The sequence below is a fragment of the Herbaspirillum sp. CF444 genome (assembly GCF_000282135.1).
Lineage (GTDB): Bacteria > Pseudomonadota > Gammaproteobacteria > Burkholderiales > Burkholderiaceae_D > Herbaspirillum.
The window spans coordinates 42,096-69,048 of the sequence record NZ_AKJW01000004.1 but is presented as its reverse complement, the minus strand read 5'-3'; the positions used below and the strand labels follow the sequence as shown (position 1 = coordinate 69,048).

22 protein-coding genes are annotated in these 26,953 nt (G+C 61.5%); 12 read left to right on the top strand and 10 right to left on the bottom strand.

What is annotated here, in order from left to right:
- On the bottom strand, positions 1 to 150 hold a 150-nt coding region (locus tag PMI16_RS26750; protein ID WP_337468725.1), incomplete at its 3' end, for a hypothetical protein.
- Between the two features lie 226 nt (positions 151 to 376).
- Between PMI16_RS26750 and PMI16_RS00310 the strand changes: the two genes are divergently transcribed.
- Positions 377 to 904 carry a hypothetical protein gene (locus tag PMI16_RS00310; RefSeq protein ID WP_007875252.1) on the top strand — a complete coding sequence of 176 codons (528 nt, stop codon included), beginning with the start codon at positions 377 to 379 and terminating at the stop codon, positions 902 to 904.
- 6 nt (positions 905 to 910) lie between these two features.
- On the opposite strand, the gene PMI16_RS00305 is transcribed toward PMI16_RS00310, so the two are convergent.
- From PMI16_RS00305 to PMI16_RS00290, 4 genes are all read right to left on the bottom strand, one after another.
- Complete coding sequence (locus PMI16_RS00305; protein ID WP_007875250.1) at positions 911 to 2,056, bottom strand: mechanosensitive ion channel family protein; 1,146 nt, start codon at positions 2,054 to 2,056, stop codon at positions 911 to 913.
- A gap of 171 nt (positions 2,057 to 2,227) precedes the next feature.
- Complete coding sequence (locus PMI16_RS00300; protein WP_007875249.1) at positions 2,228 to 3,010, bottom strand: enoyl-CoA hydratase; 783 nt, start codon at positions 3,008 to 3,010, stop codon at positions 2,228 to 2,230.
- A complete protein-coding gene (locus PMI16_RS00295; RefSeq protein WP_007875247.1) occupies positions 3,007 to 4,167 on the bottom strand; it encodes an acyl-CoA dehydrogenase family protein in 1,161 nt (386 codons plus the stop codon). The genes PMI16_RS00300 and PMI16_RS00295 overlap by 4 nt, the downstream gene beginning before the upstream one ends.
- 259 nt (positions 4,168 to 4,426) lie before the next feature.
- Positions 4,427 to 8,080: an indolepyruvate ferredoxin oxidoreductase family protein gene (locus tag PMI16_RS00290; protein ID WP_007875245.1), complete on the bottom strand. Its 3,654-nt coding sequence runs from the start codon at positions 8,078 to 8,080 to the stop codon at positions 4,427 to 4,429.
- Between the two features lie 340 nt (positions 8,081 to 8,420).
- Here PMI16_RS00290 and PMI16_RS26280 point away from each other — a divergent pair, with 340 nt between their 5' ends.
- From PMI16_RS26280 to PMI16_RS00270, 4 genes are all read left to right on the top strand, one after another.
- The gene (locus PMI16_RS26280) at positions 8,421 to 8,576 is read left to right on the top strand and encodes a hypothetical protein (protein WP_193365706.1); all 156 of its coding nucleotides are present in this window, start codon (positions 8,421 to 8,423) and stop codon (positions 8,574 to 8,576) included.
- Positions 8,577 to 8,615: 39 nt separating this feature from the next.
- Positions 8,616 to 8,951: an antibiotic biosynthesis monooxygenase family protein gene (locus PMI16_RS00280; protein ID WP_007875241.1), complete on the top strand. Its 336-nt coding sequence runs from the start codon at positions 8,616 to 8,618 to the stop codon at positions 8,949 to 8,951.
- A gap of 102 nt (positions 8,952 to 9,053) precedes the next feature.
- Entirely contained in the window at positions 9,054 to 9,998 is a 945-nt protein-coding gene (locus PMI16_RS00275; RefSeq protein WP_007875240.1) for an alpha/beta hydrolase, read from the top strand.
- Between the two features lie 177 nt (positions 9,999 to 10,175).
- The gene (locus PMI16_RS00270) at positions 10,176 to 11,096 is read left to right on the top strand and encodes a sensor domain-containing diguanylate cyclase (RefSeq protein ID WP_051994544.1); all 921 of its coding nucleotides are present in this window, start codon (positions 10,176 to 10,178) and stop codon (positions 11,094 to 11,096) included.
- Between the two features lie 15 nt (positions 11,097 to 11,111).
- On the opposite strand, the gene PMI16_RS00265 is transcribed toward PMI16_RS00270, so the two are convergent.
- Complete coding sequence (locus PMI16_RS00265; RefSeq protein WP_007875238.1) at positions 11,112 to 12,818, bottom strand: NAD(P)H dependent flavin oxidoreductase family protein; 1,707 nt, start codon at positions 12,816 to 12,818, stop codon at positions 11,112 to 11,114.
- A gap of 124 nt (positions 12,819 to 12,942) precedes the next feature.
- On the opposite strand from PMI16_RS00265, the gene pdxR reads away from it, so the two are divergent.
- Positions 12,943 to 14,433 carry a MocR-like pyridoxine biosynthesis transcription factor PdxR gene (gene pdxR / locus PMI16_RS00260; protein ID WP_007875236.1) on the top strand — a complete coding sequence of 497 codons (1,491 nt, stop codon included), beginning with the start codon at positions 12,943 to 12,945 and terminating at the stop codon, positions 14,431 to 14,433.
- 417 nt (positions 14,434 to 14,850) lie between these two features.
- On the opposite strand, the gene PMI16_RS00255 is transcribed toward pdxR, so the two are convergent.
- Complete coding sequence (locus tag PMI16_RS00255; RefSeq protein WP_007875232.1) at positions 14,851 to 15,972, bottom strand: sterol desaturase family protein; 1,122 nt, start codon at positions 15,970 to 15,972, stop codon at positions 14,851 to 14,853.
- Between the two features lie 188 nt (positions 15,973 to 16,160).
- Positions 16,161 to 16,640, bottom strand: coding sequence for an energy transducer TonB family protein (locus PMI16_RS00250; protein ID WP_007875231.1), 480 nt, complete (start codon positions 16,638 to 16,640; stop codon positions 16,161 to 16,163).
- Positions 16,641 to 17,022: 382 nt separating this feature from the next.
- On the opposite strand from PMI16_RS00250, the gene PMI16_RS00245 reads away from it, so the two are divergent.
- The 4 genes from PMI16_RS00245 to PMI16_RS00230 all read left to right on the top strand — a co-directional run bounded on the left by PMI16_RS00245 (position 17,023) and on the right by PMI16_RS00230 (position 22,385).
- Complete coding sequence (locus PMI16_RS00245) at positions 17,023 to 18,180, top strand: putative 2-aminoethylphosphonate ABC transporter ATP-binding protein (RefSeq protein WP_007875228.1); 1,158 nt, start codon at positions 17,023 to 17,025, stop codon at positions 18,178 to 18,180.
- A gap of 5 nt (positions 18,181 to 18,185) precedes the next feature.
- Positions 18,186 to 19,958, top strand: coding sequence for a putative 2-aminoethylphosphonate ABC transporter permease subunit (locus tag PMI16_RS00240; RefSeq protein WP_007875226.1), 1,773 nt, complete (start codon positions 18,186 to 18,188; stop codon positions 19,956 to 19,958).
- 55 nt (positions 19,959 to 20,013) lie between these two features.
- Entirely contained in the window at positions 20,014 to 21,036 is a 1,023-nt protein-coding gene (locus tag PMI16_RS00235) for a putative 2-aminoethylphosphonate ABC transporter substrate-binding protein (RefSeq protein ID WP_007875224.1), read from the top strand.
- A 176-nt stretch (positions 21,037 to 21,212) separates the two neighbouring features.
- Complete coding sequence (locus PMI16_RS00230) at positions 21,213 to 22,385, top strand: TIGR03364 family FAD-dependent oxidoreductase (RefSeq protein ID WP_007875223.1); 1,173 nt, start codon at positions 21,213 to 21,215, stop codon at positions 22,383 to 22,385.
- 138 nt (positions 22,386 to 22,523) lie between these two features.
- Here PMI16_RS00230 and PMI16_RS00225 read toward each other — a convergent pair whose 3' ends face one another.
- Together PMI16_RS00225 and PMI16_RS00220 are read right to left on the bottom strand one after the other, a co-directional pair.
- The gene (locus PMI16_RS00225) at positions 22,524 to 23,483 is read right to left on the bottom strand and encodes a LysR substrate-binding domain-containing protein (RefSeq protein ID WP_007875221.1); all 960 of its coding nucleotides are present in this window, start codon (positions 23,481 to 23,483) and stop codon (positions 22,524 to 22,526) included.
- 49 nt (positions 23,484 to 23,532) lie between these two features.
- Positions 23,533 to 24,366 (bottom strand): FadR/GntR family transcriptional regulator, encoded by an 834-nt coding sequence (locus PMI16_RS00220; protein WP_007875219.1) that lies wholly within the window; start codon positions 24,364 to 24,366, stop codon positions 23,533 to 23,535.
- Between the two features lie 282 nt (positions 24,367 to 24,648).
- Here PMI16_RS00220 and PMI16_RS00215 point away from each other — a divergent pair, with 282 nt between their 5' ends.
- Positions 24,649 to 25,455, top strand: a complete 807-nt coding sequence (locus PMI16_RS00215; protein ID WP_007875217.1) for an SDR family oxidoreductase — start codon at positions 24,649 to 24,651, stop codon at positions 25,453 to 25,455.
- Positions 25,456 to 25,472: 17 nt separating this feature from the next.
- The gene (locus tag PMI16_RS00210) at positions 25,473 to 26,906 is read left to right on the top strand and encodes an aldehyde dehydrogenase family protein (protein ID WP_007875214.1); all 1,434 of its coding nucleotides are present in this window, start codon (positions 25,473 to 25,475) and stop codon (positions 26,904 to 26,906) included.
- Positions 26,907 to 26,953 lie beyond the last annotated feature (47 nt).

Sequence of the window (26,953 nt, the reverse complement as noted above, 5' to 3'; positions counted from 1 at the left end):
CGGCAGCCGCACCAGGCGCGGCCCGCCGTCAGTCGCCAGCCAGAACTCGACCTCCGTCCCGGCCGGCGTGTCGCGCCAGTGGCGAGTCAGGAGAAACCCCTGTTGCTGCCTGGATGACTCTGAAGATGGCTCTGATGAAGGTTGCGACATTGCTGTACGGCTTTCTTTGCGCTTTTGTTGTCGGCGCGGATGTTCTTTGCATTATTTTACGAAGCCGCAAAGTATAGGGGATTCGCGCCGGGTTCACCTGAAGCAGCGCGCTATCGCGGCTTTCAGAAGGCCGCAAACGCTGTGCATGCGCGACAAAACGATATTGCGCCCGGCAAACCGCCGACGTTATATTATTCCCTACTACTCGCTCCGTCTCTCTGTCTCCATGATGAAAACACAGGTTCTCCGCTTGTCGCTCACGCTGTCGTTCGCGTTATCGCTACTGACGTCTGCCGCTTACGCGCAAGAAACCTGCGTCAGCGCCAATCCGGTCATCGGCGCCATGCAAGCCCAATGGAACAATGCACGCACCGAATCCGCCCCCGCATTCACCGACGGTTTCGTGCCCGTGACGCTGACCTTGCTGCCCTTGCCGGAAGCCGAAAGCAAGTACGGCAAACTGGCCATCAAGTCGAAGAAGGAAATGCGCTTCACCAATCGCTACAACTGGCGCATCGAGACCGAGGGCGATTACTGGATCGCCGCCGATTCGCCGGCATGGATGGACGTCATCGATGTCGCCAACGGCAGGCAGGCGCTGGAGCCGCTCACCTTCAATCAAGGGCTGCGCTGCGCGGGCATACACAAGGCCTTGAAATTCCACCTCCACGCAGGGAGCTACACCTTGCTGGTCGCTTCGGAAGACATCGACAAGGTCAAGGTCTCCGCCGGACGCGAGACGTCGCAGGAATAAGCAAGATCAGGCCTGGCGCGGTGAACCGTCGATGATTTCATCAGCGCGATCAACTGCGCCTCGCCCCTGTTCCGATGTCGCGCCGATCTCCACGGGATCGATGGCCGACCGCAGACGCGGCAAGGCCTGCGGATAATCCCTCGCGATAAAGGCAATCATGGCCTCGCGGATGGCGCAGCGCAAATCGAAGGCATTGCCCGAGTTTTGCGCGCTGACCAACATGCGGATCTGCATGGCGCGGTCGTTGGCGTCGGTGACCTGCAAGACGCAGACCCGGCCGTCCCACTGCGGCGCCTGCTTGCAGACACGTTCGAATTCGGCGCGCAGCTTTTCCACCGGCAGGCAAAAATCCAGCCACAGGAAAACCGTGCCAAGTATCGTCGACGAGGTATGCGTCCAGTTTTCGAACGGGTTTTCGATGAACCACTGCAACGGCACGATCATGCGCCGCTCGTCCCAGATCCGCACCACGACAAAGGTGCCCCTGATCTCTTCCACCCGCCCCCATTCGCCGTTGACGATCAGCACGTCGTCGAGGCGTATCGGCTGAGAAAAGGCGATCTGCAAACCGGCGATGAAATTCCCCAGCACCGGCCGCGCCGCAATACCGGCAACCAGACCGGCCACGCCCGCAGACGCCAGCAAACTGGCGCCGAACTGACGCGCGCCCGGCAGGGTGAGCAGCACAAACGACAGCCCCAGCAAACCGACAAGAAAATACGCGCTGCGCGTCAGCACGCGGGTCTGCGTGAGGATGCGGCGCGCCTTGAGGTTGTCGGCGATGTCGTAGGGATTGAGCTGGATCACCGTGGCGCTGACCGACTTGATGCATTTCATGACAAACCAGGTCAGCGCAAGAATCAAGGCCACCGTGCACAGATACGACAGCGATCGCAATCCTGGCGTGTCGTCCGGCGCCGCCGTCAGCACCATCCGGATGGCGAACAAGGCGACGCAGACCTGGCTGGCGCGAAACGCGATGCGCGTGACGTTGGTGGTGTAGGGCCGGTTGCGCACCAGTTTGCGCACCAGCAGGATGCCGATGCGATGCAGGATGACGGCGATCACCACAGCCACGACGACGGCGATGGCAACGATCAGCCCCGACTGCAACGGTCCCGGCTCCACGCCGTTGAGAAATGGCAACTCCATCGGCAACTCCTGTTTGTGCGCATCCATGACAAACAAGATGATCGCCATTCGGTGATGACAGTTCCCCTGCTTGATTTTCTGACAACACACCGTCGCTGATAAACATGACGGCAATAAAAAAGCCGGAAGTTCTGCTTCCGGCTTCGCTGCGCTGAGGGCATGCTTCAGAACTCAGGCATTTTTCCATTCCGCGCTGCGTTTCTGCAGGAAGGCGTTGACGCCCTCCTTCTGGTCCTGCGTGTCGAACAGGTCGATGAACAGTTCGCGCTCAACCGGCAAGCTTGTCGCCAGAGGATTGTGGCGCGCGCCCTGGATCAGTTTCTTGCTCGCCGTCACGCTGGACGGGCTTTGCTTGTCGACTTGTTTTGCCAGCTCCAGCGCGCGTTGCTTTGCCTGGCCCTGCGGCACGACTTCTTCCACCAGGCCGATGCGCAATGCCGTCTCGGCGTTGACGCGCTCGCCGCACAGGATCATGCGCTTGGCCCAGCCTTCGCCGACCAGCCAGGGCAGCAACTGCGTGCCGCCCGCGCACGGCAGCAAACCGACCGAAGCTTCCGGCAAGGCCATCTGCGCCTGTGTTTCGGCAATGCGGATGTCGCAGGCCAGCGCGCATTCCAGCCCGCCGCCCATGGCGTAACCATTGATGGCGGCAATCGACACGCCGCGGAAAGCGCTCAGCGTCTCGAAGGCTTCGCCGAAGCGGCGCGCCATCTCGCGCGCCAGCGCCTTGTCGCCGTCGGCGAACAGTTTCAGGTCGGCGCCCGCGGAAAAGAATTTCTCGCCTTCGCCGGTCACCACCATGCTGTAGATATTGTGGTCATTGTTGAGATCGGTGACGAGGCGCTGGAGATCGATCAGGCCTTCGCGCGTCCAGGTGTTGGCGGGCGGATTGGCCAGCGTGACGACGGCGGTATGGCCGACCGTTTCCAGACGGAGGTTGGTATAACTGGTCATCGAATGTCCTCGTTGGATTCGTTGTTGAGCAGATGGCGCGCGATGATCACGCGCATGATCTCGTTGGTGCCTTCCAGAATCTGGTGCACGCGCACGTCGCGGAAATAACGCTCCAGCGGATACTCGCGGATATAGCCGTAGCCGCCGTGGATTTGCAGCGCCTCGTTGCAGATCTTGAAGCCGAGGTCGGTGGCGAAGCGTTTCGCCATCGCGCAATAGGTGGTGGCGTTGGGCGATTTGGAGTCGAGCTTGACGGCGGCCAGGCGCACCATCTGGCGTGCAGCAACGAGTTCCGTCTGCATGTCGGCCAGCTTGAATTGCAGCGCCTGGAAGTCGGCAATCGGACGGCCGAATTGCTTGCGTTCCTTCATGTAGGCATGCGCGGCGTCGAGCGCCGCCTGCGCCGCGCCGACCGAACAGGTGGCGATATTGATGCGGCCGCCGTCGAGGCCCTTCATGGCGAACTTGAAGCCTTCGCCTTCCGCGCCGAGCAGATGATTGGCCGGCACCTTGACGTTGTCGAAGCTGATGGTGCGCGTAGGCTGGCTGTTCCAGCCCATCTTGACTTCCTTCTTGCCGTAGCCGATGCCGGGCGTATTGGCCGGCACCACGATGGCGGAAACGCCCTTGGCGCCCTCGCCGCCGGTGCGCGCCATCAACACCAGCACGTCGGTCGCGCCCGCGCCCGAAATGAATGCCTTGGAACCGTTGATGATGTAGTGGCCGTCGACCAGCTTCGCAGTGGTCTTCAGCGACGCCGCGTCGGAGCCGGAACCCGGTTCGGTCAGGCAATAGGAGCCGATCTTCTTGCCCACGGCGAGGTCGCCGCACCAGGTCGCCTTGACTTCCGGCGTGGCCCACGAGGCAATCATCCAGCTCACCATGTTGTGAATCGTCAGGAACGCCGCCGTCGACGGACAGGCGTGCGCCAGTTCTTCGAACACCACGGTGGCATCGAGACGAGTCAGGCCGAGACCGCCGACGTCTTCCGGCGTGTACAGGCCGCAGAAGCCGAGTTCGCCGGCCTTGGCGATGACGTCGACGGGGAAATGCGATTCCTCGTCCCACCTTGCCGCATGCGGGGCCATTTCTCCGGCTGCGAAATCGCGCGCGCTGGCCTGGAAGGCCAGTTGGTCTTCGTTCAGTTCAAAATCCATGCTTGTCTCCTGTGATCTGTTTTGTCTTGTTTGGCAAAAGACTAACGCAAAAGCGCGAGTGAAGGTGTCGTCGCGATGACATTGCTTGCCGGCAGCAGCTTTTCATCTTGCCACGTAAAAAAATAATTGCGTCGTCCTGACGAAAGTCAGGACCCAGCGGCGTCGTAGATATCGCAAACATGGGCGATATCTGCAACCGTTAACGCCACTGGGTCCCAGCGTTCGCTGGGACGACGGCGTTATGAAATGAAGTTGAATGTCATGCCGCAGCTATCTGCGTGATATTTACCTTCTGCGCCAGATTTGCCGGCGCACGATAACGCGCCCGCAATTCTTCCTGCTTGCCGCGCGCCTGCGCCAGCGCCTTGTCCTTGACGTGACCGTAGCCGCGAATCTGCTCCGGCAACTGCGCGATCTCGACGGCCAGCGCCAGCTTGTCCGCGCTCAGGCCGTCCAGCAAGGTCGTCACCGTCTCGCAATATTCCGCAATCAGACGACGCTCGGTCTTGCGCTCTTCGGTGTAGCCGAAGACATCCAGCGCACCGCCACGCAAGCCCTTGAACTTTGCCAACAGCCTGAACACCGACATCATCCATGAACCGTACCTGGCCTTGACCAGACGGCCTTGCGCATCCTTCTTCGAAAACATCGGCGGCGCCAGGTTGAAGCTCAGCGAGAAATCGCCTTCGAACTGCTGCTTCAGTTGCTCCATGAAGCGGCCGTCGGTGTACAGGCGCGCGACTTCGTATTCGTCCTTGTAAGCCATCAGCTTGGACAGGTTGCGCGCGACCGCCACCGTGAGCTTGTCGCCGAGATTCAGCGCCGCTTCCTTCTCGCGCACTTGCTCCACGAAACGTGCGAAGGACTCGGCATAAGCCGCATCCTGATACTCGGTCAGGAAAGCCACGCGGCGCTTGAGCAGCTTGTCCAGCGTTTCCGGCATGCGGATCACCACCGGTTGCGCCGGCACGGCGATGCGCTCGACACGCGCCGGATCGACGGCAGCACGGCGGCCCCACAGGAAACTGGTCTTGTTGGAGTCGACGGCGACGCCGTTCATTTCGATGGCGCGCAGCAAAGCGGCTTCGGTCAGCGGCAACTCGCCGCGCTGATACGCGTAGCCGAGCATGAACAGATTGGTGGCGATCGAGTCGCCCATCAAGGCCGTCGCCAGACGTGTTGCGTCGATGAAGTCGGCCTGCTGGTCGACCGATTCCTGGATCAGCGCCTTGACGTCTTCAAACGGAAACTGCCAGTCGGGATTTTTCGCAAACTGGCCCGGCGGTTGCTGATGCACGTTGACGACGGCGCGCGTGCGGCCCGGGCGCATCTTGGAAATCGCATCGTGCGAACCGGCGGTCAGCATATCGCAGCCGAGGATGAGATCGGCTTCGCCGGTGGCGATGCGCTGGGCGCGGATGGCTTGCGGCGTGCGCGCGATGCGCACGTGCGAGGTGACCGAACCGTTCTTTTGCGACATGCCGGTCATGTCCAGCACCGATGCCCCCTTGCCTTCCAGATGCGCCGCCATGCCCATCAGCGCGCCGATGGTGATGACGCCGGTGCCGCCGATGCCGTTGATGAGGATGTTGAACGGCGTGTCGCAGGACGGGATCGCCGGTTCCGGCAATACGCCGAAGTCATCGGCGGCATCTTTCTTGATGACGCCGGTCTTGGACTTCTTCAGCTTGCCGCCGCTGACGGTGACGAAACTCGGGCAGAAACCTTTGACGCAGGAATAATCCTTGTTGCACGACGACTGATCGATGGCGCGCTTGCGGCCGAACTCGGTTTCCAGCGGCAAGATCGAGGTGCAGTTGGATTGCACGCCGCAGTCGCCGCAACCTTCGCAGACCGCCTCGTTGATGAACAGGCGCTGGTCGGGGTCGGGATATTCGCCCTTTTTGCGACGGCGGCGTTTTTCGGCGGCGCAGGTCTGGTCGTAGATGATCACGGTCACGCCCGGCAACTCGCGCAGTTCGCGCTGCACCGCGTCCATGTCCTTGCGGTCATGAATGGTCGCCAGCGCCGGCAAGTTGGAGCGGTCGGCGTAACGACTGACGTCTTCGCTCACCAGCGCGATGCGCTTGATGCCTTCGGCGGCCATCTGCTGCGCGATCATCGGCACGGAAGTCGTGCCGTCAACCGGCTGGCCGCCGGTCATCGCCACCGCATCGTTGTAGAGGATCTTGTAGGTCATGTTGACGTTGGCCGCCACGGCAGCGCGGATCGCCAGATAACCCGAATGAAAATACGTGCCGTCGCCGAGGTTGGCGAACACGTGCGGCACCTGCGAAAACGGCGCCTGCCCGATCCACGGTCCCCCCTCGCCGCCCATGTGCGTGGTCAGCTTGTTGAACTCGGGATAGATCGCGGTGGCCATCACGTGGCAACCGATGCCGGCCAGCGCAAAGCTGCCTTCCGGCACCTTGGTCGAGGTGTTGTGCGGGCAACCCGAACAGTAATACGCCGGACGCGGCGGCGTGCCGACCGCCTTGTTCAACACCGCATCCTTGGCATCGAGGAAAGCCAGCCGCGCCTTGATCAGGTCGCTGGTGTGGAACCGCGCAATGCGCGCCGCGATCACGCGCGCAATCTGCGCCACCGAGAAGTCGGCCTTGGAGGTCAGCAGCCATTCGCCGCGCGGCGCCACCCATTCGCCCTTTTCGTCGAACTTGCCGATCACGCGCGGACGCACGTCGTCGCGCCAGTTGTAGAGTTGTTCCTTGAGCTGGTATTCGACCATCTGGCGCTTTTCTTCGACCACCAGGATTTCATCCAGGCCTTGCGCAAATTCGCGCACGCCTTCCGGCTCCAGCGGCCAGGGCATCGACACCTTGAACAGGCGCAGGCCGATTTCGGCCGCAAACTCTTCATCGATGCCGAGTTCGCTCAGCGCCTCCAGCACGTCGAGATAGGACTTGCCGGAAGCGATGATGCCCAGCCGCGCCCTGGGGCTGTCGATCATCACGCGGTTGAGCTTGTTCGCGCGCGCGTAGGCGAGCGCGGCATAGATCTTGTAGTCCTGCATCAGCGCTTCCTGCTTGCGCGCCTGCACGCCCAGCGTGTCGGTCGACAAACGGGCGTTGAGGCCGCCTTCGGGCATGACGAAGTCGGCCGGGTAGTTGATCTCGACGCGGAAAGGATCGGCGTCCACCGAGGCGCTCGACTCGACCGTGTCGGCCAGCGCCTTGAAGCCCACCGTGCAGCCCGAGAAACGCGACATCGCCCAGCCGTGCAGGCCGAGGTCGAGGTATTCCTGCACGTTGCAGGGATACAGCATCGGGATCATCGATGCCGAGAAAATGTGATCGGACTGGTGCGGCAGCGTCGACGAATACGCGCCGTGATCGTCGCCCGCAACCAGCAAGACGCCGCCTTTGGCGGAAGTGCCGGCATGGTTCATGTGCTTGAGCACGTCGCCGCAACGGTCCACGCCGGGGCCCTTGCCGTACCACATGGCGAATACGCCATCGACTTTGGCCGGCCCGATCAGGTCGACCTGCTGCGTGCCCCAGACGGCGGTGGCCGCCATGTCTTCGTTGGTGCCGGGCTGGAACCTGACCTTGTGCGCTTCCAGATGCGGCTTGGCCTTCCAGAGTGCCTCATCAAGGCCGCCCAGGGGTGAACCGCGATAGCCGGAAATGAAGCCCGCCGTATGGAGACCCGCTTTCTGATCGCGCAGATATTGCAATAAAGGCAAGCGCACCAGCGCCTGGATGCCCGACAGGAAGATGGAACCGGAAGTCGCCGTATATTTGTCGTCCAGACTGACCGGCGCCAGTGCGGTGCTGGAAGAAGCGGAAGAAGATGGTGCTGCGGAAGAATGAGTTGCTGGCCCCCGGACTGTCTGTCCTGCCACGTCTGGCAGGATCGACAATCCAGCAAGCCCGGCTGCCGAACGGGATTCCATGTCTGTCTCCAAAATGTTTATTCAGATATCGCCTGCCATTACCGCACCGGGTACGATGCGTTACTGCCAGACAAAATGACCGTGGTAGCGGTCTTCACAACAATCCGTTCACCGAAACTGCTGTGACTGAAGTCTATTCTTTTGGAAGAAGAACAAGGAAATACCGATTGGGGATAGGGGTATAAGTTTTAAATATACCCAATTCCATCTTCGAACCACCGCCTCCGATCTCCCGGTGGCACCTTGCCCTCAAACAATGGTAGGATCGCTGCGTTCGCCCGGCATGGCTGGCACGGAAGAATCGGCCGGCGCATTCATCCAACACCAACATCATCAAGTCATGAAACGAGTCATCACCAGCATCCTCATCGGCGTCGTCCTCTACTTCCTGCTGCCGTTCATCACCAAATTCATTCCCCAGTATCGACTGGCCGTCTGGTCGATTACCTCCGCCATCGTGGCCTTCATCGTGTCTGCGGGGATGGACCGGGTATAGAGGCCAATCTGTCAGAACACAGAACAGGAAGGAACAGTCATGACAAGCCCGCCATTCGCCACGCTTCCCGCGCCGCCGTACTATTCCGTCATTTTTTCTTCCCTGCGCACCGCAGGCGACGACGGCTACGGGCACATGGCGGACCGCATGGTGGAACTGGCATCGGAACAAGCCGGCTATCTCGGCGTGGAAAGCGTGCGCGGCGCCGATGGTTTCGGCATCACGGTCTCGTACTGGAGCAGCCTGGAAGCCATCGCGGCATGGAAATCCGTGGCGGAACACCGGATCGCGCAAGAGACGGGAAAGGCGCGCTGGTATGAGCACTACGAGGTGCGCATTGCGCGGGTGGAACGTGCATACGCAAAACGGACCTGAGGAGAGGCCCGGAGTTCCGATTGCCTCATCGGTTCAAGCCTGCATTTTCTTATCAATCATCAGCACAGACGGGCCTGTTGAACCGTCAATCCAACGACCTGCATGCCCCAGTCAACCTATCAGACCGCCACCTACTGGCAACAGTACCAGCCCTTCTTTCCCGAAGATGCACGCATTTCGCCGGACAATGCTCCCGGTGAAGAATGGTTTGCCTGGCGCGGCGCCTCGATCCACCTCGACCGGTTTGCATCGCCGTCATCGCCGCTGACCGTCATCGTCGTGCATGGCGGCGGCGGATATGGACGCATGTTTGCGCCGCTGGGGCGACTGCTCCACGAGGCCGGCTATGAAGTCATTGCGCCGGATTTGCCAGGGTACGGATTGACGCATGCCGATTCGTCGACGATCGATTACGCAAGCTGGGTCGAGGTACTGTGCGACCTTGCCGCCGACGAACATCGCCGCAGCGGTCGTCGCGTGGTATTTTTCGGCGGCAGCCTGGGCGGTTATCTGGCGTATCTGTGTGCGGCGCGCATGGGCAAGGAGATGGTTGCCGGCGTGATGGCGACCACGCTGGCCGATCCGCGATCGCCGCTGGTGCGGCGCCAGTTTGCGCGCAATGCGCTGGTGCTGCACGCGATGATGCCCCTGATGCCGTGGTGCGCGGCCTTGTTCGGCAAGCTGAGACTGCCCGTGAAGTGGTTTACCAAAATGCACGCCATGTCGAACGACTCGATGCTGAACCGTCTGGTTGCCGATGATCCGTACGGCGGCGGCGTGCATGTGCCGATCCGTTTCATGCACTCCATTTTTACGGTACGCCCGGCCGTCGAGCCGGAAGACTTCGACATCTGCCCGGTGTTGCTGGTGCATCCGGCAAACGACCGCTGGACAGGCATTGCATCGAGCCGTCCGTTTTTTGACCGCATCAAAGGCGCAAAGACATTTGTCATGCTGGAAAATTGCGGCCACTTTCCTGTCGAAGAACCCGGCATCACGCAACTGCGGCAAGCAACGCTCGCGTTTCTGTCGAAGATCTCCGGCTGACTCCAGTGGGGTATCGAGGTCCCAACATCATCCCGGCCCGCGCATTTCATCATGCGACAAGCTGTTCAGGTTATCCTTACGCATGCATTTCTTGCCGCAAACAGCGTCAATGCCGCAAGCCAATAATCACGTGCTGATCACTTCACTCCTTTCATGACCGAGCAGATTCAAAAACAAATGGAACCCGACAGCACCGTCTACAAGACGCTGCTGGAATCGACCAAAGCGATTCCCTGGAAGATCGACTGGGGCACGATGAAATTCGCCTACGTCGGCCCGCAGATCCAGGAACTGCTGGGCTGGTCGCCGGAGAGCTGGGTGTCGGTGGAAGACTGGGCCATGCGCATCCATGCAAAGGATCGCGAAGGCGTGGTGAATTTTTGCGTGGCGCAATCCAAGGCCGGCGTCGACCACGAAGCCGATTACCGCGCCATCACGCGCGATGGCGAGCACGTCTGGATCCGCGACGTGGTGCACGTGGTGCGCAAACCGGATGGCGAAGTCGATTCGCTGATCGGCTTCATGTTCGACATTACCGAGCGCAAGAAGACCGAAGCGCGCCTGGTCGAACTGCAGAAGGAACTGGAAGCGCTGTCCTACCGCGACGGCCTGACCAATGTGGCCAACCGCCGCATGTTCGACTCGGCGCTGGAAGTGGAATGGGCCAACGCCGTCAAGAACCGCACGCCGCTGGCGGTGATCATGCTCGATATCGATTACTTCAAGCAGTTCAACGACCACTATGGCCACATCCGCGGCGACGCCTGCCTGAAGCAGATCGCCACCGCACTGAGCGGCGCCGCAACGCGTTCGCGCGATTTCTTTGCGCGCTACGGCGGCGAAGAATTCGTGCTGATCCTGCCGGAAACCGACCGCGCGTCCGCGCTGAAAGTGGCGCAGCGTTGCCGCAAGCTGGTGCTGAAGGAAAAAATCCCGCACGAAAAATCGCAAGTCGAAAAAGTCGTCACCATCAGCCTGGGCATGAACACCATCATCCCGTCGACGCAAGACCATCGCATCAACTTCATGGAGTCCGTCGACAAGCGGCTGTACATGGCCAAGCAGCGCGGCCGCAACTGCATCGTTGCCGACGACTGAAGCCTTCCGCCATCCTCACGCTGCGACCGCATTTCCGGTCGCCGCACTGACAATTTTCGACGGCGTGCCGATCAGAATGTCTTCATAGAACGCGCCGATCGGTTCGGTCGGATGACGCAATTGCACCTCCAGCACCCAGATCGCATCGCCGGGCACGATATCCATCTCCGCCAGCTTGGCCGGACCGAACAGCGCGTGCGGGAAATCCGCGACGCGATGGCCGGCCAGATTGCGCTCCAGCAGCCAGCCGCCTTCTGCGGCCACGCGTTCGGCGAAGTCGTAAAGCTCGCGACCGGTCATTCCGGCAAGCCAGGCCTCCTTGCTGGCGCTGAATACGTCGCGCGCCGCCTGGGCGCAGGCACTGTAGAGCGCATGTTGCCCGAACACGATGGTGTCGCCGAAGTCGCCTTCATAGCCATCCCACACCGGGCCGAGATCCACCACGGCGATATCGGTCGCTTGCAGGCGGCGCTCCTGGTCCACGCCCTGGCGCGGCGTCCGCACGGTATCGTCGCCGAAGCGGATGTAGGTCGGATGCCAGGTATGCGACGAACCCATCTGGCGCAAGTGCGCGTTGGCCATCTCGAGCGCTTCACCGGTGCTCATGCCGACGCGCAGCTTGCCGACGATCTGCGCCAGCGCGCGCATCGATTGTTCGCGCGCGGCCAGCATGCCGTCGAGCGAATACTTGGGACCGACGCGTTCCCACACCGGATCGAAACTGCCGCGCGCCAATGCCACTTCGCTGGCGCCCGACGGCACGAAGGCTTCGGCAATGAAATGATGCGCTTGCAGTCCCAATGCCAGGCAACGCTCGCGCGCATCCTGCACCATCCCCGGATTGCCGCAGGCGTAGACCAGGGCGCGGCCCCAGTCGTAAGCATGCGTTGCGGCAAGGTCCTGCACCTTGGCCTGCACGACGCCGAACCAGCGAAAGCGCTGGTCTTGTACGGCCAGGGCATCCAGAAATTCGCGATCATAAAAATCGCTGCTGCTCGCGCCGCCCCAATACAGCGCCACCGGCGTGTCGCCGGCATCGGCCAGCGCTGCCAGCAAGATGGGCTTGATGCCGGCGTAACCGGTGCCTGTCGCCAACAAGATCAAGGCATCATGCGCGCCCGGCTGCCAGGTGCAGGCGCCAAACGCGCCTTCGATACTGACGACATCGCCTTCCCTCAACCGATCCAGCATGTCTTGCGAAAACCTGCCGCCCTTGACGCGGCGGATATGGAACACCAGTTCGCCGTCGTCGTCCGCCGGCAGATTGGCGACGGAAAAGCAGCGGCTGCTGCCGTCGTCGAGGAAGAACTTGACGTATTGCCCGGGGCGCACCTGCAGGGCCGCTCCGCCCTGCGGCTTGAGCACCAGCTTCGTCACGTCGGAAGCCACGGCATCCTTCGCCAGGATCGCCGCTTCCAGCCGCAAAGCCTGCGCATTGGGCGACCAGCCCGGGATATCGATGCACATGTCGCTGCAGGCGTGGCTCTGGCACAGCAGCATCTCGTCCGCAGCCAGCGGATAAGGCGTCCCGGCGGCGACATAAGGATTGCTTTCGTGAGCGCCGCTCAGCACCTTTACCTTGCACGAACCGCACTCGCCGCGACGGCAGGAAAACGGTATGGAGATGCCTTCGGCCAGCGCCGCGTCCAGCAGCAAAGCCCCTTCGTCTGCGACAAAGGTCTTGCCGGATCCTGCCAATTCGATGGTGTGGGTGTCGTGCATGATGGTCTTTTCCTGTCTGGATGGCTGAGTTCGATGAATCGCATGAAGTGCGTCCGCAAGCAGCATTGTCCGGCTAGAATAGGACCATTGAAACCTCCAGATTTTAATATTCCAGATGGTCCAGATGAGAACATGGCGGCTGCTGCTCGATCTCGATGCCTCGCCGATGAAGGCCTCCTACCGCAAAATCGTCGACGGCCTGGCGAGCGCCATCCGGAGCGGCCGGCTTGAGCCGGGCGCAGCGCTGCCGGGCACGCGCGAGCTGGCCGAGATACTCGACGTCAATCGCAAGACGGTGATGCTGGCCTACGAAGAAGCCATCGTCAAAGGCTGGCTGGTGAGCGAGCCGCGCCGCGGCACTTTCGTCAACGCCTTGCTGGCGTCGCCGCAAAAAGCGCCCGGACGGATACGGACGGAATCGTTCGCTCCCGAGATCATTTCCCCTGTCTTGCCACCCTATTTTGACGATTTGCACCTGCCGTCGGTGCGTGCCGGCAGAAACGGCGCGTCCATGTATTTCGACAATGGCGCGCCGGACCATCGCCTGCTGCCGCAGGCGGTATTGCATCGCTACTACCGCAATGCGATGAAGACCGCCTTCAAATCCAACTGGGTCAAATACGGCAACCTGGAATCGGCGGAGAAACTGCGCGCGGCGCTGGCCGACATGCTGCGCACCACGCGCAGTCTGTCCGTGACGAGTGACAACATCTGCCTCACGCAAGGCACGCAGATGGCCTTGCACCTGGCGGCCGGCGCGCTGATCCGTCCGGGCGACGTGGTGCTGGTGGAGCGGCTGAGCTATCCGCCGGCATGGGCGATTTTTCGCGCGCTGGGCGCGCGCATTGAAGTGGTCGACATCGACCAGGACGGCTGCCGGACCGATCACATCGAAGCGCTGTGCAAGGCGCATCCGGTCAGGCTGATCTACGTCACGCCGCATCACCAGTTTCCCACCACGGTCAGCATGCGCGCCGATCGCCGGCAAAAGCTGTTGCTGCTGGCGGCGCGCCATCGCTTCACCGTGATCGAAGAAGACTACGACCACGAATACCACTTCGAAGGCCGCCCCTACCTGCCGCTGGCCAGCGATCCGCAGCAGCGCAACGTGATCTACATCGGCTCGCTGTCCAAGTTGCTGGGCTCATCTTTCCGCTGCGGTTTCATCGCGGCGCCGGCGAATCTGATCGACGTCCTCAATCGCAATCTGCTGCTGATGTCGACGCAGAGCGACGCCGTCATGCAAAAGATGCTGGCCGACCTGATCGGCGACGGTGAGTTGCGCAAGCATCTGCGACGCGCGTCAAAACTCTACCGGCTGCGCAAGGAAGCGCTGCAGGACGGTTTGCACGCTGCTTTCGGGGATGAGATCAGCGTGCGCAATCCGGAAGGCGGACTGGCGCTCTGGGTGGAATTCGACAAACGCATCCGCGTCGATGCGCTGGCCAAACATGCCGCGGACAAGCAGCTGTTCATCCGCAGCGGCCGCCAGTTTTCGCCGCAAGACAGCGCCGTGAACGCGGTGCGGCTGGGCTTTGCTTCCATGGATCCGGATGAGATCGGCGTCGCCGTCAAACGCCTGCGCGAGGCGTCGCGGCTGGCGCTGAAAAAATGACAAGCGAGATGGTGTCGACTTCCGTCGCGGCGACGAAAAGCGATGCGCCGACGGCAAAGACGGCTGCGATCACGTAAAACATGATTTTCCTTGGTCTGATCTTAGTCTGATCTTAGTCTGATCTTAGTCTGATACTTAGCTGATGCCTGCCCCGGACATGCGTCGCACGATGTGAAAGGTGCATGCCATGTCGGGCGGCTGCCAGTGTACCGATTCAGTGCGGCAAGAACAAACCAGCTTTCGTGGGACCTGGCCTCAGTATTTCTTGGGTCTTAGCTGGGAGATTTCCGGAGGACGGCCATTTCTTATATCGTCGTCCCAGCGAACGCTGGGACCCAGTGTCTTGAAAACGACCGATACGACGCTGGGTCCTGACTTTCGCCAGGACGACGACTATTTAGCGACGGTGAAAAACGGTTACCAAAGGATGTAGAACGCGACAGCACCAGCGATCACATCAATCGCGATCACGGCGAGCCCGGACAGGCGTTTTTCGAGGAAGGCGCCCAGCGCCCAGAACGCGATGAGGAATGCGGTGCAGACGGCCAGCAGGCGCAAATAAGATACGTCATCGGCAACCCACAGCAGGACGGCAGTCGCCGCCAGCAGCAACAAAAACTGCATCCCGGCGAAGACATTGGCCTTGAGCGGCAGCTGAGGATCGTAAGGACGTGCAGCCTCTTCCAGATCGAACCCCGGTCCGCCGGCCGGCATATAGTCCGGAAGCCAGCCGGGCGCCTTGAACCAGACCAGCAGCTTGTCTTTCCAGCGCGGCAGTTGCGCCGACGTTTTCGCCAGTTGCCAGTAGCCGCTGGCCACGGCCCAGATCGGGTCCCAGCTTTTCAGCGGCGTGCGCGTGCCGTAGACGCACTTCTCTTTTTCTTCCGCAAAGGTGCCGAACATGCGGTCCCAGATCACCAGCATGCCGCCGTAATTCTTGTCGAGGTACTGGTCGTTGACGGCGTGATGGACGCGATGATTGGACGGCGAAGAAAAGACGCGGTCGAACCAGCCCAGCTTGCCGACGTGTTCGGTGTGGATCCAGAACTGGTAGATCAGTACGATCAGGCCGGCGATGCCGAACTGTTCCGGCGACACGCCCAGCACCGCCATCGGCAGATAGAACAGCCAGCCGATGAACACCACGGTGCTTTCCTGGCGCAAGGCGGTGGACAGGTTGAAATCCTGGCTTTGATGGTGGACCGAATGTGCGGCCCACATCACGGCGCTTTCGTGGCCCATGCGGTGCAGCCAGTAATCGAAGAAATCGAACAGCACGACGGCGGCAATCCAGCCGAATGCAGTCTGCCAGAAGCGCACATGCGGAAAAATCGCCACGAAGCGATACACGATCGAGTACATGCCGATCTGAAACAGTTGAGTCACCAGCGCCACCAACTGGCTGATCAGGCCCTGGCTCAGGCTGCTGATGGCATCGTTGAGGCGATAGGTGTTGCGCCGGCGCATATAGCCGTAGACGAACTCCACCCCGATCAGGACGAAAAATACCGGGATGACGTAGACAATGATTTTTTCCATGAGGGATATCTGCAAGTGCCGCAAGGCAAGAATGCGCGCAAAAACAGGCGCAGAGCGACGGCGATAGGATACCCGGTATTGAAATATGTTGCAGCGCGCAACGAAAAATCGCTGGTTACTCCTGGTGATTGTGGGAAGTAGGCAACGTATTGAAGATGAAATGCGATCTACCGCGAGATTCCTGACGCTTATTCGCCCTGCTGCGGCTGCGCGATGGTGCGCAACTGGAAGCGGCCGTCATTGTTGAACAGCCAGGTCTCGGACAGCTCGATGCGGCCGTTGCTCAGCAAGGCGACCGGTGGCTTGGGAAAAGGCGCGGTATTGCGCAAAGTGGTCAGCGCGGTGGCTTCGGTAACCTTGTCCTTGTTGGTGCGCACCACTTCGCTGCGCACCAGGTTGCCGTCCTTGTCGACCACGTATCTGATCACGATGACCGAGCGCAGCAAGGCTTGCGGTCTGTCGATGTGCACCCTGGTGGAATTGACCTGCGAGATGCGCCTTGCCAGGTCCGCCTTGTAGTCGTCCAGCGAATTGGCGGTGGACGTGCCGTCGGGCGTGGTCTTGACCTGCTCGATGATCTCCTTGGCGGTGGCGTCGCGGTTGGCTTGCGTGTCGGGCTTCTGCACCGTGCAGGCCGTCACCAGCCCGGCGCCCAGCACTGCCGCCATCCTTGCCATCCCGATTCCAGTTTTGTTTGTTCTGTTCAAAAGGGCCGCCTGCGAAATAATAAACACGAAATAAGCACGAAATAAGCACGATATAAGCACGATGGAAATGCTGTCGGAATGATGTCTCTTTGCAATTAGACCATATTCAGTCCCCTATTCGTTCCTCGCTTTTTGCAAGCAATTGCTGCCGACGCATTGCTCCGCACTATTGCCGGTGAAAAATATCTTCACGCTTGCCAAAATGACCTCATCCATAACCTGATCCTATGGGAGGAATCCACTCCATATATAACACCGCAAGTGTCATCCAGCTGTCATATTAGCTACGTAATATCCGCTCACTTTCTGGCCGAACCCGGCATAGTCTCAACGAAAGAATGTGATGCCTACTTCGTTACCGCTCCCTGCCCACGCCTTGGTTGCCGGCTCCTCCGCAGGTTCTGCTGCCGGTTCCTCCTCCGATGCTTTCCTGTCGATCCGCACGATACAAAAACGCTTCGGCGCATTCACTGCGCTGGACCACGTGTCGCTCGACGTCAGGCAAGGCGAAATGGTCTGCCTGCTCGGTCCGTCCGGTTGCGGCAAGACCACCCTGCTGCGCACCATCGCAGGCCTGGAGAAGCAGGATAGCGGCAGCATTCACGCGCACGGCCAGGACATCTCTCATCTGCCGCCGCAGTCGCGCGACTACGGCATTTTGTTTCAATCGTATGCGCTGTTCCCCAATCTGACGGTCGCGCAAAACGTGGCTTACGGTCTCAGCAGCCGCCGCATGAATCGCGCGCAAATGCAGCAGCGCGTGAGCGACATGCTGGACATGATCGGCCTGTCCGGCAGTGAAAAGAAATTCCCCGGCCAGCTCTCCGGCGGCCAGCAACAACGCGTGGCGCTGGCGCGCGCACTGGCGCCCTCGCCGTCGCTGCTGCTGCTCGACGAACCGCTGTCGGCGCTGGACGCGCAAGTGCGCGAACACCTGCAACTGGAAATCCGCCGCCTGCAAAAACAGTTCAACATCACCACGCTGATGGTCACGCACGACCAGGAAGAAGCGATGGTCATGTCGGACCGCATCGCCATCATGCACCACGGTCGCATCGAACAATTCGACACGCCCGACCGCATCTACCGCCATCCGGCCACGCCTTTCGTCGCGGACTTCATCGGCCAGGCCAACTGGCTGCCGTTCCAGCGCGTGTCGGCGCATCAGGTCAGCGTCGGCGCCTTGATGCTGAACATCGACGAAGCATCGCGCCAGGGCAATGCCGACGTCCGCATGGAAAACGGCGCCGGCCGCCTGTTCTGCCGGCCCGAAGCGATCGACGTGCAACCGGCTGCCGACGCCTCGAACCGGTTCTCGGCGCGCGTGGTCGATCAGATCTATCTCGGCAACCGCTATCGCATGATGCTGGAACTGGACGAACTTCCGGGCCAGCGCCTGATGGCCGACGTCGCCGACGAAGTACGCTCCCGCCTGCCGGACGTGGCCGCGGAAAGAATGTGGATCGCCCTGCCGCAACGCTCCTTGCATCTGTTTTCCTGAGCAGCATGACCGCCTCCATCCAAACAAGCTCGCTGCCCGAACCCGCACCCGCCATGGCAACGACGCCCGTATCCGCCAACGCTTCCGTCACCACAGCGAAGCCGCTGAAGGCGCTCAATCTCGACGCCCTGGTGTCGGGCGGCCTCAAGTATTTTCTGCTGGTGCTGTTGCTGCTCGCCTTGGCGATGCCGCTGGCGGCCGTGCTGGGCCAAGCCTTGTTCGATAAGGGCGGCGTCTGGGCCGGCATGGCGCCGTGGAGCAAGCTGGTCGCCAATCCCAATTTCTTCCCGATGGTGGCGCGCAGCGTCGGCGTGTCGACCGCGACGGCATTGGTGGTGGTGCCGCTGGCGTATCTGTTCGCTTACGGCCTGCAGCGCACGCTGGCGCCGTTCAAGGGCCTGTGGCGCTCGATTGCCCTGCTGCCGCTGCTGGCGCCGTCGCTGCTGCCCGGCATCGCACTGATTTACCTGTTCGGCAACCAGGGACTGTTCAAGGAATGGATGAACGGCAGCATCTACGGCTTCTGGGGCATCCTGCTGGGCGAAGCCTTCTACACCTTCCCGCACGCCCTGATGATTTTGCTGTCGGCGCTGTCGCTGGCCGATGCGCGCTTGTATGACGCCGCCTCGGCGATGGGGGCCGACAGCTGGAAAACCTTCCGCACCGTGACCTTGCCGGCCACGCGCTACGGCATCTTCGGCGCCTTCTGCCTGGTCTTCACGCTGACCATCACCGACTTCGGCGTGCCGAAAATCGTCGGCGGCGCGTTCAGCGTGCTGGCGGTGGAAGCCTACAAGGCGGTGGTCGGCCAGCAGCAATTCGACCGCGGCGCGCTGATCGGCTTGCTGTTGCTGATCCCTGCATTGCTGACCTTCTTCATCGACGGCTGGCTGCAAAAGCGCCAGCGCGCGCAGATGAGCAGCCGCGCCGAAGTGCTGGTGCCGCGCCGCCAATGGCGTCGCGACGGCGTCTACACGCTGATCCTGATCCTCATCAGCGGCGCGCTGCTGATGATGATTGCGGTGGCCATCGGCGCGTCGCTGGTGAAGCTGTGGCCGTACAACCTCAAGCTGACGCTGATGCACTACGACTTCGACAACATGGACGGCGGCGGCTGGCTGGCCTACTGGAACAGTCTGCGCCTGGCCATTGGCACCAGCATCGTCGGCACCGCCGTCATTTTCACCGGCGCCTGGCTGATGGAAAAGACGCGCTCGAACCGCCTGCTGGATACCTCACTGCGCTTCCTGGCCTTCCTGCCGATGGCGGTGCCGGGACTGGTGCTGGGCCTGGGCTTCGTGTTCTTCTTCAATCACCCGGCCAATCCGCTGAACTTCCTCTACGGCAGCATGACGATCCTGGTGCTGTGCTCGGTGATGCACTTCTACACCACCGCGCATCTGACCGCCGTCACGGCGCTCAAGCAGATCGATCCGGAATTCGAAGCCGCCTCGGCTTCGCTCAAGGTGCCGCTGCTGAAAACTTACCTGCGCATCACTGTGCCGCTGTGCCTGCCCGCCGTGCTGGAAATCTTCCGCTACCTGTTCGTGTCGTCGATGACCACCGTGTCGGCGGTGATCTTCCTCTACAGCCCGAATACCGTGCTGGCGGCGATTGCCGTGCTGAACATGGATGACGCCGGCGACGTCGGCCCGGCCGCCGCCATGTCGACGCTGATCCTGCTGACCTCGATTGCCGTGTCCCTGCTGATGCACTGGGGACTGGGTTACTGGGTGCGCAAAGCGCAAGCCTGGCGCACCGCCGGTAAAAAGCATTGAAAACCCGTTGAGTTCGTCGTTCGTCGTATCACCTTTCCACCACAAGAGAGCAACCATGAAACCTACAAACATTCTTAAACTGCTTGCTTCCGTTCTGGGTGCAGGCGCTCTGTTGTCCGCGCATGCAGCGACCACTCTGACTGTCTACACCGCGCTGGAAGCCGATCAGATCAAGGCTTATCAAGCCGAGTTCGAAAAGAGCAATCCGGACATCGAAATCAAATGGGTGCGCGATTCCACCGGCATCGTCACCGCCAAGCTGCTGGCTGAGAAGGCCAATCCCAAGGCCGACGTGATCTGGGGCCTGGCTGCTTCCAGCCTGGCGATCCTCGACAAGGAAGGCATGCTGACGCCTTACGCGCCGAAGAATTTGTCGGCGATTGAAGCCAAGTACCGCAGCCCGGCCAATCCACCGGCATGGGTCGGCATGGACGTGTGGGGTTCGGCGATCTGCTTCAACACCGTCGAAGCGCAAAAGCAAGGCCTGCCGAAGCCGACTTCGTGGGCTGACCTGACCAAGCCGGTCTACGCCGGCAAGATCGTCATGCCGCACCCGGCCTCTTCCGGCACCGGCTACCTCGACGTCACCGCCTGGATCCAGATGATGGGCGAAGACAAGGCATGGGCTTACATGGACGCGCTGCACAAGAACATCGGCCAGTACACCCACTCCGGCTCCAAGCCATGCAAACAAGCCGCCACCGGCGAATTCCCGATCGGCATCGCGTTTGAATACCGCGCCGTGAAGACCAAGAAGGAAGGTGCCCCGATCGACATCATCCTGCCGTCGGAAGGCCTGGGCTGGGATCTGGAAGCGACCGCCATCGTCAAGGGCACCAAGAACCTGGACGCCGCCAAGCGCCTGGCTGACTTCTCCGCCAGCAAGGACGCCATGATGCAATACGAAAAGAACTTCGCCGTCCTGGCCGTTCCCGGCATCGCCAAGCCTGATCCGCTGCTGCCGGCCGACTACGAAAAGCGCCTGACCAAGAACGACTTCGCCTGGACCAGCAGCAACCGCGACCGCATCCTGACCGAGTGGAGCAAGCGTTACGAAAGCAAGGCCGAAAAGAAGTAATCGTCCGCGGTAACTCATAGCAATCGGATCACAAGAGATGAAGCAGGACGGCAGGCTCGTCCGCTTCATTTCCCGATTGTTTCCATGAACGATCTCCTGCGTATTTCTCCAGGAGAGCGTTCATGAAAACAAACCCGAACCCGGACACATCACAGCAAGCGTATTGAGGACATCAGATGGGCAACACCGACAAGAATCACATTGACCTCGCCGTCGTCGGCTCGGGCATACTCGGATTGGCGCACGCCTTCGCAGCGGTCAAGCGCGGCCTGCGCGTCGTCGTATTCGAACGCAGCTCGACGCCGATCGGCGCATCGATCCGCAATTTCGGCATGGGCCTGATCACCGGCCAGCCGCCCGGCGTCATGCTTGGTCTCGCGAAACAAAGTCGCGAACTGTGGCTGCATCTGGCGCAGCGCGCCAATTTCAGCGCGCGCGAAGCGGGCACCTTGCTGTTCGCCCGTACAATGGCCGAGCATGCGGTGCTGGAAGAGTTCATGATCGTGCGCGCACGCCAGCACGGCTACGACGTTTCGCTGCTGGAAGGGCCGCAACTCGAGGCACTGTATGGCGGTCATTTTCGCCATCATCGCTCCGCCCTGCACGGCACCCAGGACTTGCAGCTGTATTCGCGCGAAGCGATGCCGGCGCTGGTCTGCTATCTGCAATCGCAGGGCGTGCAATTCCATTTCAATACGCTGGTCAAGGAAGCCCGCGACGGCCATCTGTCGACGACTATGGGTGAATTCCGCGCCGAACGCACCATCGTGTGTTCCGGCCACGATTACCAGACGCTGTTTGCCGACAAGCTGAGCGAGCTGAATCTCAAGGTATGCCGTCTGCAAATGCTGCGCGCCGCGCCGCAAGAGCGTTTCCCGCTGACGCATGCGGTATTGACCGGCCTGTCGTGCACGCATTACGGCGCCTTCTCCGACCTGCCGAGCGCGGCAGGCGTGAACGCAGAAATCGAAGCGCAGTATCCGGCGCTGAACCGCCACGGCATCCATCTGCTGGTCAGCCCGACGCCGTATCAGGAACTGATCATCGGCGATTCGCATTACTATGGCGTCGACGCGCCGCCGTTCAACAACGAAGAAATCGACAGACTGATGATCGGCCTGGCGGAAGATACGCTGGGCGTCAAACTGAATGTGCTGGAACGCTGGCAAGGCGTCTACGGCAGCAAGGGGCCGGGACCGTTCTCGGCGACGAAGATCGATGACAAGACCACCGTGGTGTTGATGCATACCGGCATCGGCATGAGCGTGGGATTGGGCCTGGGCGAACGTGTCGTGAGCGCCCTGGTTGACGGCGCAGCCTTGCCGGATCCTGCGGTCGACAAGAACTGACGCAACGAGCAGCTAAAGCAGCTCGCAACTGAAAATGCCGTCGTCCTGACGAAAGTCAGGACCCAGTGTCGTATTGACCGTATTCACGACACTGGGTCCCAGCGTTCGCTGGGACGACGGTAATTCTCGCCGGGCGAATCATTCCCGCGCCAGCGCCTCTGCATGCAACCACGTGCCCTTGCGGCACAAATCATCCGTCACATCCAGCACCAGCCGTTCCACCGCGGCAGCCGCATTCGTCAACGGAATATTCTTCGAGGCACACAAAGCCAGCGTACGCGCCATGCGTTCGCCGCTGATCGGGTGCGCGACCATGTCGCCGCGTTCGATCTCGGACAGCAAAGGCGCCACCGGCAAGATGGTCGCGCCGATGTCGGCCAGGATCGCCGACTTCAGGATCGCCACCGAATTGATTTCGATCACGTTCTCCAGCGACATGCCGTGCGCACGCACCACGTTTTCGATGCGCGGCCGCACGCCGTGCTGCAAGCCCGGCAGGATCAGCGGCGCCTTGATGGCCTTGGCCAGCGTGACCGATCTGCTCTTCCCTTTGCCTTCCTTGACGCCGTATTGCGAATCGGCGCGCGTGATGTACATCATTTCTTCTTCCACCATCGGCGTGCTGGCAAACGGCGACAGCTGGCCGTCGCCGTCATCGAACAGTACCGCCAGATTGATCCGCCCTGATTTGAGCTGGACGATCAGGTTGCCGGTCAACTCTTCGGTGAGCAGCAAGGTAATTTCCGGATAAGTGGCGCGAATGGCGGTGAGCAGCGGCAAGGCCAGCGCGCCGGAGACGCTTTGCGGAATGCCCAGTGCGACCGTGCCTGACGGCTTGTCGTTGGATTGCGCGACGGCCGACTTGGCGTCGGTGACTTGCTTGAGGATGGCCTGCGCATGTTCGTAAAACGTTTTACCGGCGTCGGTGGCGATCACGCCTTGCGCGGAACGATGCAGCAGTTGCGCTTCCAGTTCTTCTTCCAGCTGGCGGATCTGCTGGGTCAGCGCCGGCTGGGCAATATGCAGCACGCGCGCTGCGCGCGAGAGCGAACCATGATCGACGATGGCGACGAAGTATCTGAGTTGACGCAATTCCATGCGGGATGTTCCGGAAGTTTAAGTTGTTATTTAAATTGACAGCAGCTTGCTACAGGCCGGGCCGGCTGTTGAACATCCGGCTGCGCGCATTTTCGATGTGGCCGCGCATGGCGCGTCGCGCGCCTTCCGCGTCTTGCCGCTTGATCAGTTCGAAGATGTTGCGATGCTCCTCCATGGCGTCCTGCGTGCGCTTCCACGGCTGGATGTGCATCAGGTGGCGCAGCATGTTGACGGCGTGGCTGACGTCGTACTCCAGCGTCTTGAGCACTTGCACGAAACGCAGGTTGGCGGTGGCCGTGGCAATCGCTTCGTGGAAGGCGAAATCGAAATGATGGGCGATGCCGCCGACGGCATTGGCTTCTTCGAAGCCGCTCAGCAGCTCGTCCATGCGCGCCAGGTCGGCCGTGCTGCGGCGCAGGGCCGCCATGTAGGCGCACTCGGGCTCGATTACCATGCGCAATTCAAGGCCGTTCATGATGTGGCCGATGCGTTCGGACGGCTCGGCGTTGGCGGCCTTGCCGGCAAGTTCGGGCTTGTCCATGACGTAGGTGCCGGAGCCGCGCCGCGATTCGACCAGTTGGTCTTCGCGCAGGCGGTCCAGCGCCTGGCGCACGATGGGACGCGACACGTCGAACAGGGTCGCCAGATCGTTCTCGGAAGGCAGGCGGCTGCCGACGCCGATCTTGCCTTCGACGATGGCGTGGAACAGGTTTTCGTAGACGCGCTCGGCGAAACGCTCCTGGCGCACCGGCCCCAGTCCGGCAGCAGCCAGCGCCAGGGCGTCGGTGGAAAGTTGTGCGGCGCGCGGCAACGCGGGCGGGCGGATACTCACGACTTTTGCGTCTGTGCCGCCTTCTTGCTGGTCGCTAGGCGATTTCGGCATGGCGTGTCTCCTGTCGAATTTTGTCATTACTGCGCATGGTAGCTGATTTCCGGCCGAGCCATAAGTAGACGTTATGCCCCTTGCAGGGCAATGACGTGGCCGGCCAAGTAGTAATATCATTTGACATCTTTTGATCTGCAACATACATTGAAAGCCAGCGAGCCTGTGGAGGCCTTCCCGACCACGACTCATAAAAAAACAAAAACGACTGGAGACAAACGGTCCGGCCCGATGGCTGCGACGGTGATATCTTCTGCCGTCCATTGTTTATCGAAACCGACCATGAATCAGCCGCACAATCCGCACAATCTGAATACCCAGTCCTACCTGCAGCAGTTTTCCCTGAACGGAAAGATTGCCCTCGTCACCGGCGCCGCACGCGACATCGGACTGGAAATTGCACGCGCACTGGCCGGCAGCGGCGCGCACGTGATCCTCAACGGCCGCAACGCCGATACGCTCGCGAGCGCCGTGCAAAGCCTGACCGCACAAGGTTTGTCGGCCAGCGCCCTCGCCTTCGACGTGACCGACAAGGCCACCGTCAAGGCGGCCTTTGCGCAGATCGCGCAACAGCACGGCCGCCTCGACATCCTCGTCAACAACGCCGGCGTGCGCAATCGCAAACCCTTGCTGGAGTTCAGCGACGACGAGATCCACGCCATGCTGGAAACCAACCTGATCGCCGGCTATACGCTCTCGCGCGAAGCGGCGCGCCTGATGGTGCCCAACAAGAGCGGCCGCCTGATCACCGTCACCTCGATTGCGGGCCGGATCGCGCGCTCGGGCGACGCCGTCTATACCGGCGCCAAGGCAGGCCTGACCGGCATGATGCGCGCCCTCGCCGCCGAGTACGGTCCGCTGGGCATCACCAGCAACGCCATTGCGCCGGGCGGCGTGGCGACCGAGGCCAATGCCGCGGCGATCGCCGATCCGAAGATCAACGCCCACTTCGCCACGCGCACGCCGCTGGGCCGCTGGGCGCAGCCGGCTGAAATCGCCGGCGCCGCCGTGTTTCTCGCTTCCAACGCCGCTTCCTACGTCAACGGTCACGTCCTGTACGTAGACGGCGGCATGTCGATTGCCATGTAGATAAAGGAACTTCGATCATGAAACAGCACTTCATCAACAACCGCTGGACCGCACCGTCTTCCGGCGAGAGCATCCCCGTCACCGATCCGTCCGACGGCCAGGTGTTCGAATCGCTGGCGCGCGGCAACGCCGCCGACGTCGACGCCGCCGTGCAAGCGGCGCGCCAGGCCTACGACAAGGTCTGGAGCCGCACCAGCGCCGCCGATCGCAGCCGCCTGATGATGAAGCTGTCGCAAAAGCTGGCGGAACATCAGGAAGAACTGGCGCAGCTGGAAGCCCGCGACTGCGGCAAACCCTTCAAGCAGGCGCGCGCCGATGCCGCCGCCATCGTGCGCTACTTCGAGTTCTATGCCGGCGCGGCCGACAAGCTGCACGGCGAGACGATTCCCTACCAGACCGGCTATACCGTGCTGACCTTGCGCGAGCCGCATGGCGTGACCGCCCACATCGTGCCGTGGAATTATCCGATGCAGATCTTCGGCCGCTGCGTCGGCGGCGCACTCGCCGCCGGCAATACCTGCGTGGTCAAACCCGCGGAAGACGCCTGCCTGTCGCTGTTGCGCGTGGCGGAACTGGCCGCCGAAGCCGGTTTCCCCGAAGGCGTGCTCAACATCGTCACCGGCTACGGCCACGAAGCCGGCGACCTGCTGGTCAAGCATGCCGACGTCGATCACGTGTCGTTCACCGGTTCGCCCAACGTCGGCAAGATCGTGGTGCGCGCCGCGGCCGAACATCACACCCCGGTCACGCTGGAGCTGGGCGGCAAGTCGCCGCAAGTGGTGTTCGCCGACGCCGACTTCGACGCCATGCTGCCGGTGATCGTCAACGCCATCGTGCAGAACGCGGGACAGACCTGCTCCGCCGGCAGCCGCCTGCTGGTGCAGCGCAGCGCGTATGAGCAAGTGCTGGAACGCGTCGGCGCCGCCTTCGGCAAGTTGCGCGTCGGCTCGGCGGCGATGGATCTCGACTGCGGTCCGCTGATTCGCAAGACGCAACAAGAGCGCGTCGCCGGTTTCCTGCGCGAAGCGGCCGACAGCAAGATCCCGGTGGTCGCGCAAGGACGCATCGCCGACGGTGCGCCTGCGGGCGGCTTTTATCAGGCGCCGACCTTGCTGCGCGATGTGCCGTTTCAACATCGACTGGCGCAGGAAGAAGTGTTCGGTCCCGTCCTGGCCGCCATGCCGTTTGAAGACGAAGCCGACGCCATCCACCTCGCCAATAGTACTGACTTCGGTCTGGTCGCCAGCGTCTGGACGCGCGACGGCGGACGCCAGATGCGCCTGGCGCGGGCGATTCGCAGCGGACAGGTTTTCATCAACAACTATGGCGCGGGCGGCGGCGTGGAGTTGCCGTTCGGCGGCGTCAAGGCCAGCGGCCACGGCCGCGAAAAAGGTTTCGAGGCGCTGTACGGCTTCACGGTCTTGAAGACCATTGCCATCAAACACGATTGAACACTGCTGAACACAACTGAACATCACCTACAACACAACAAGGAGAA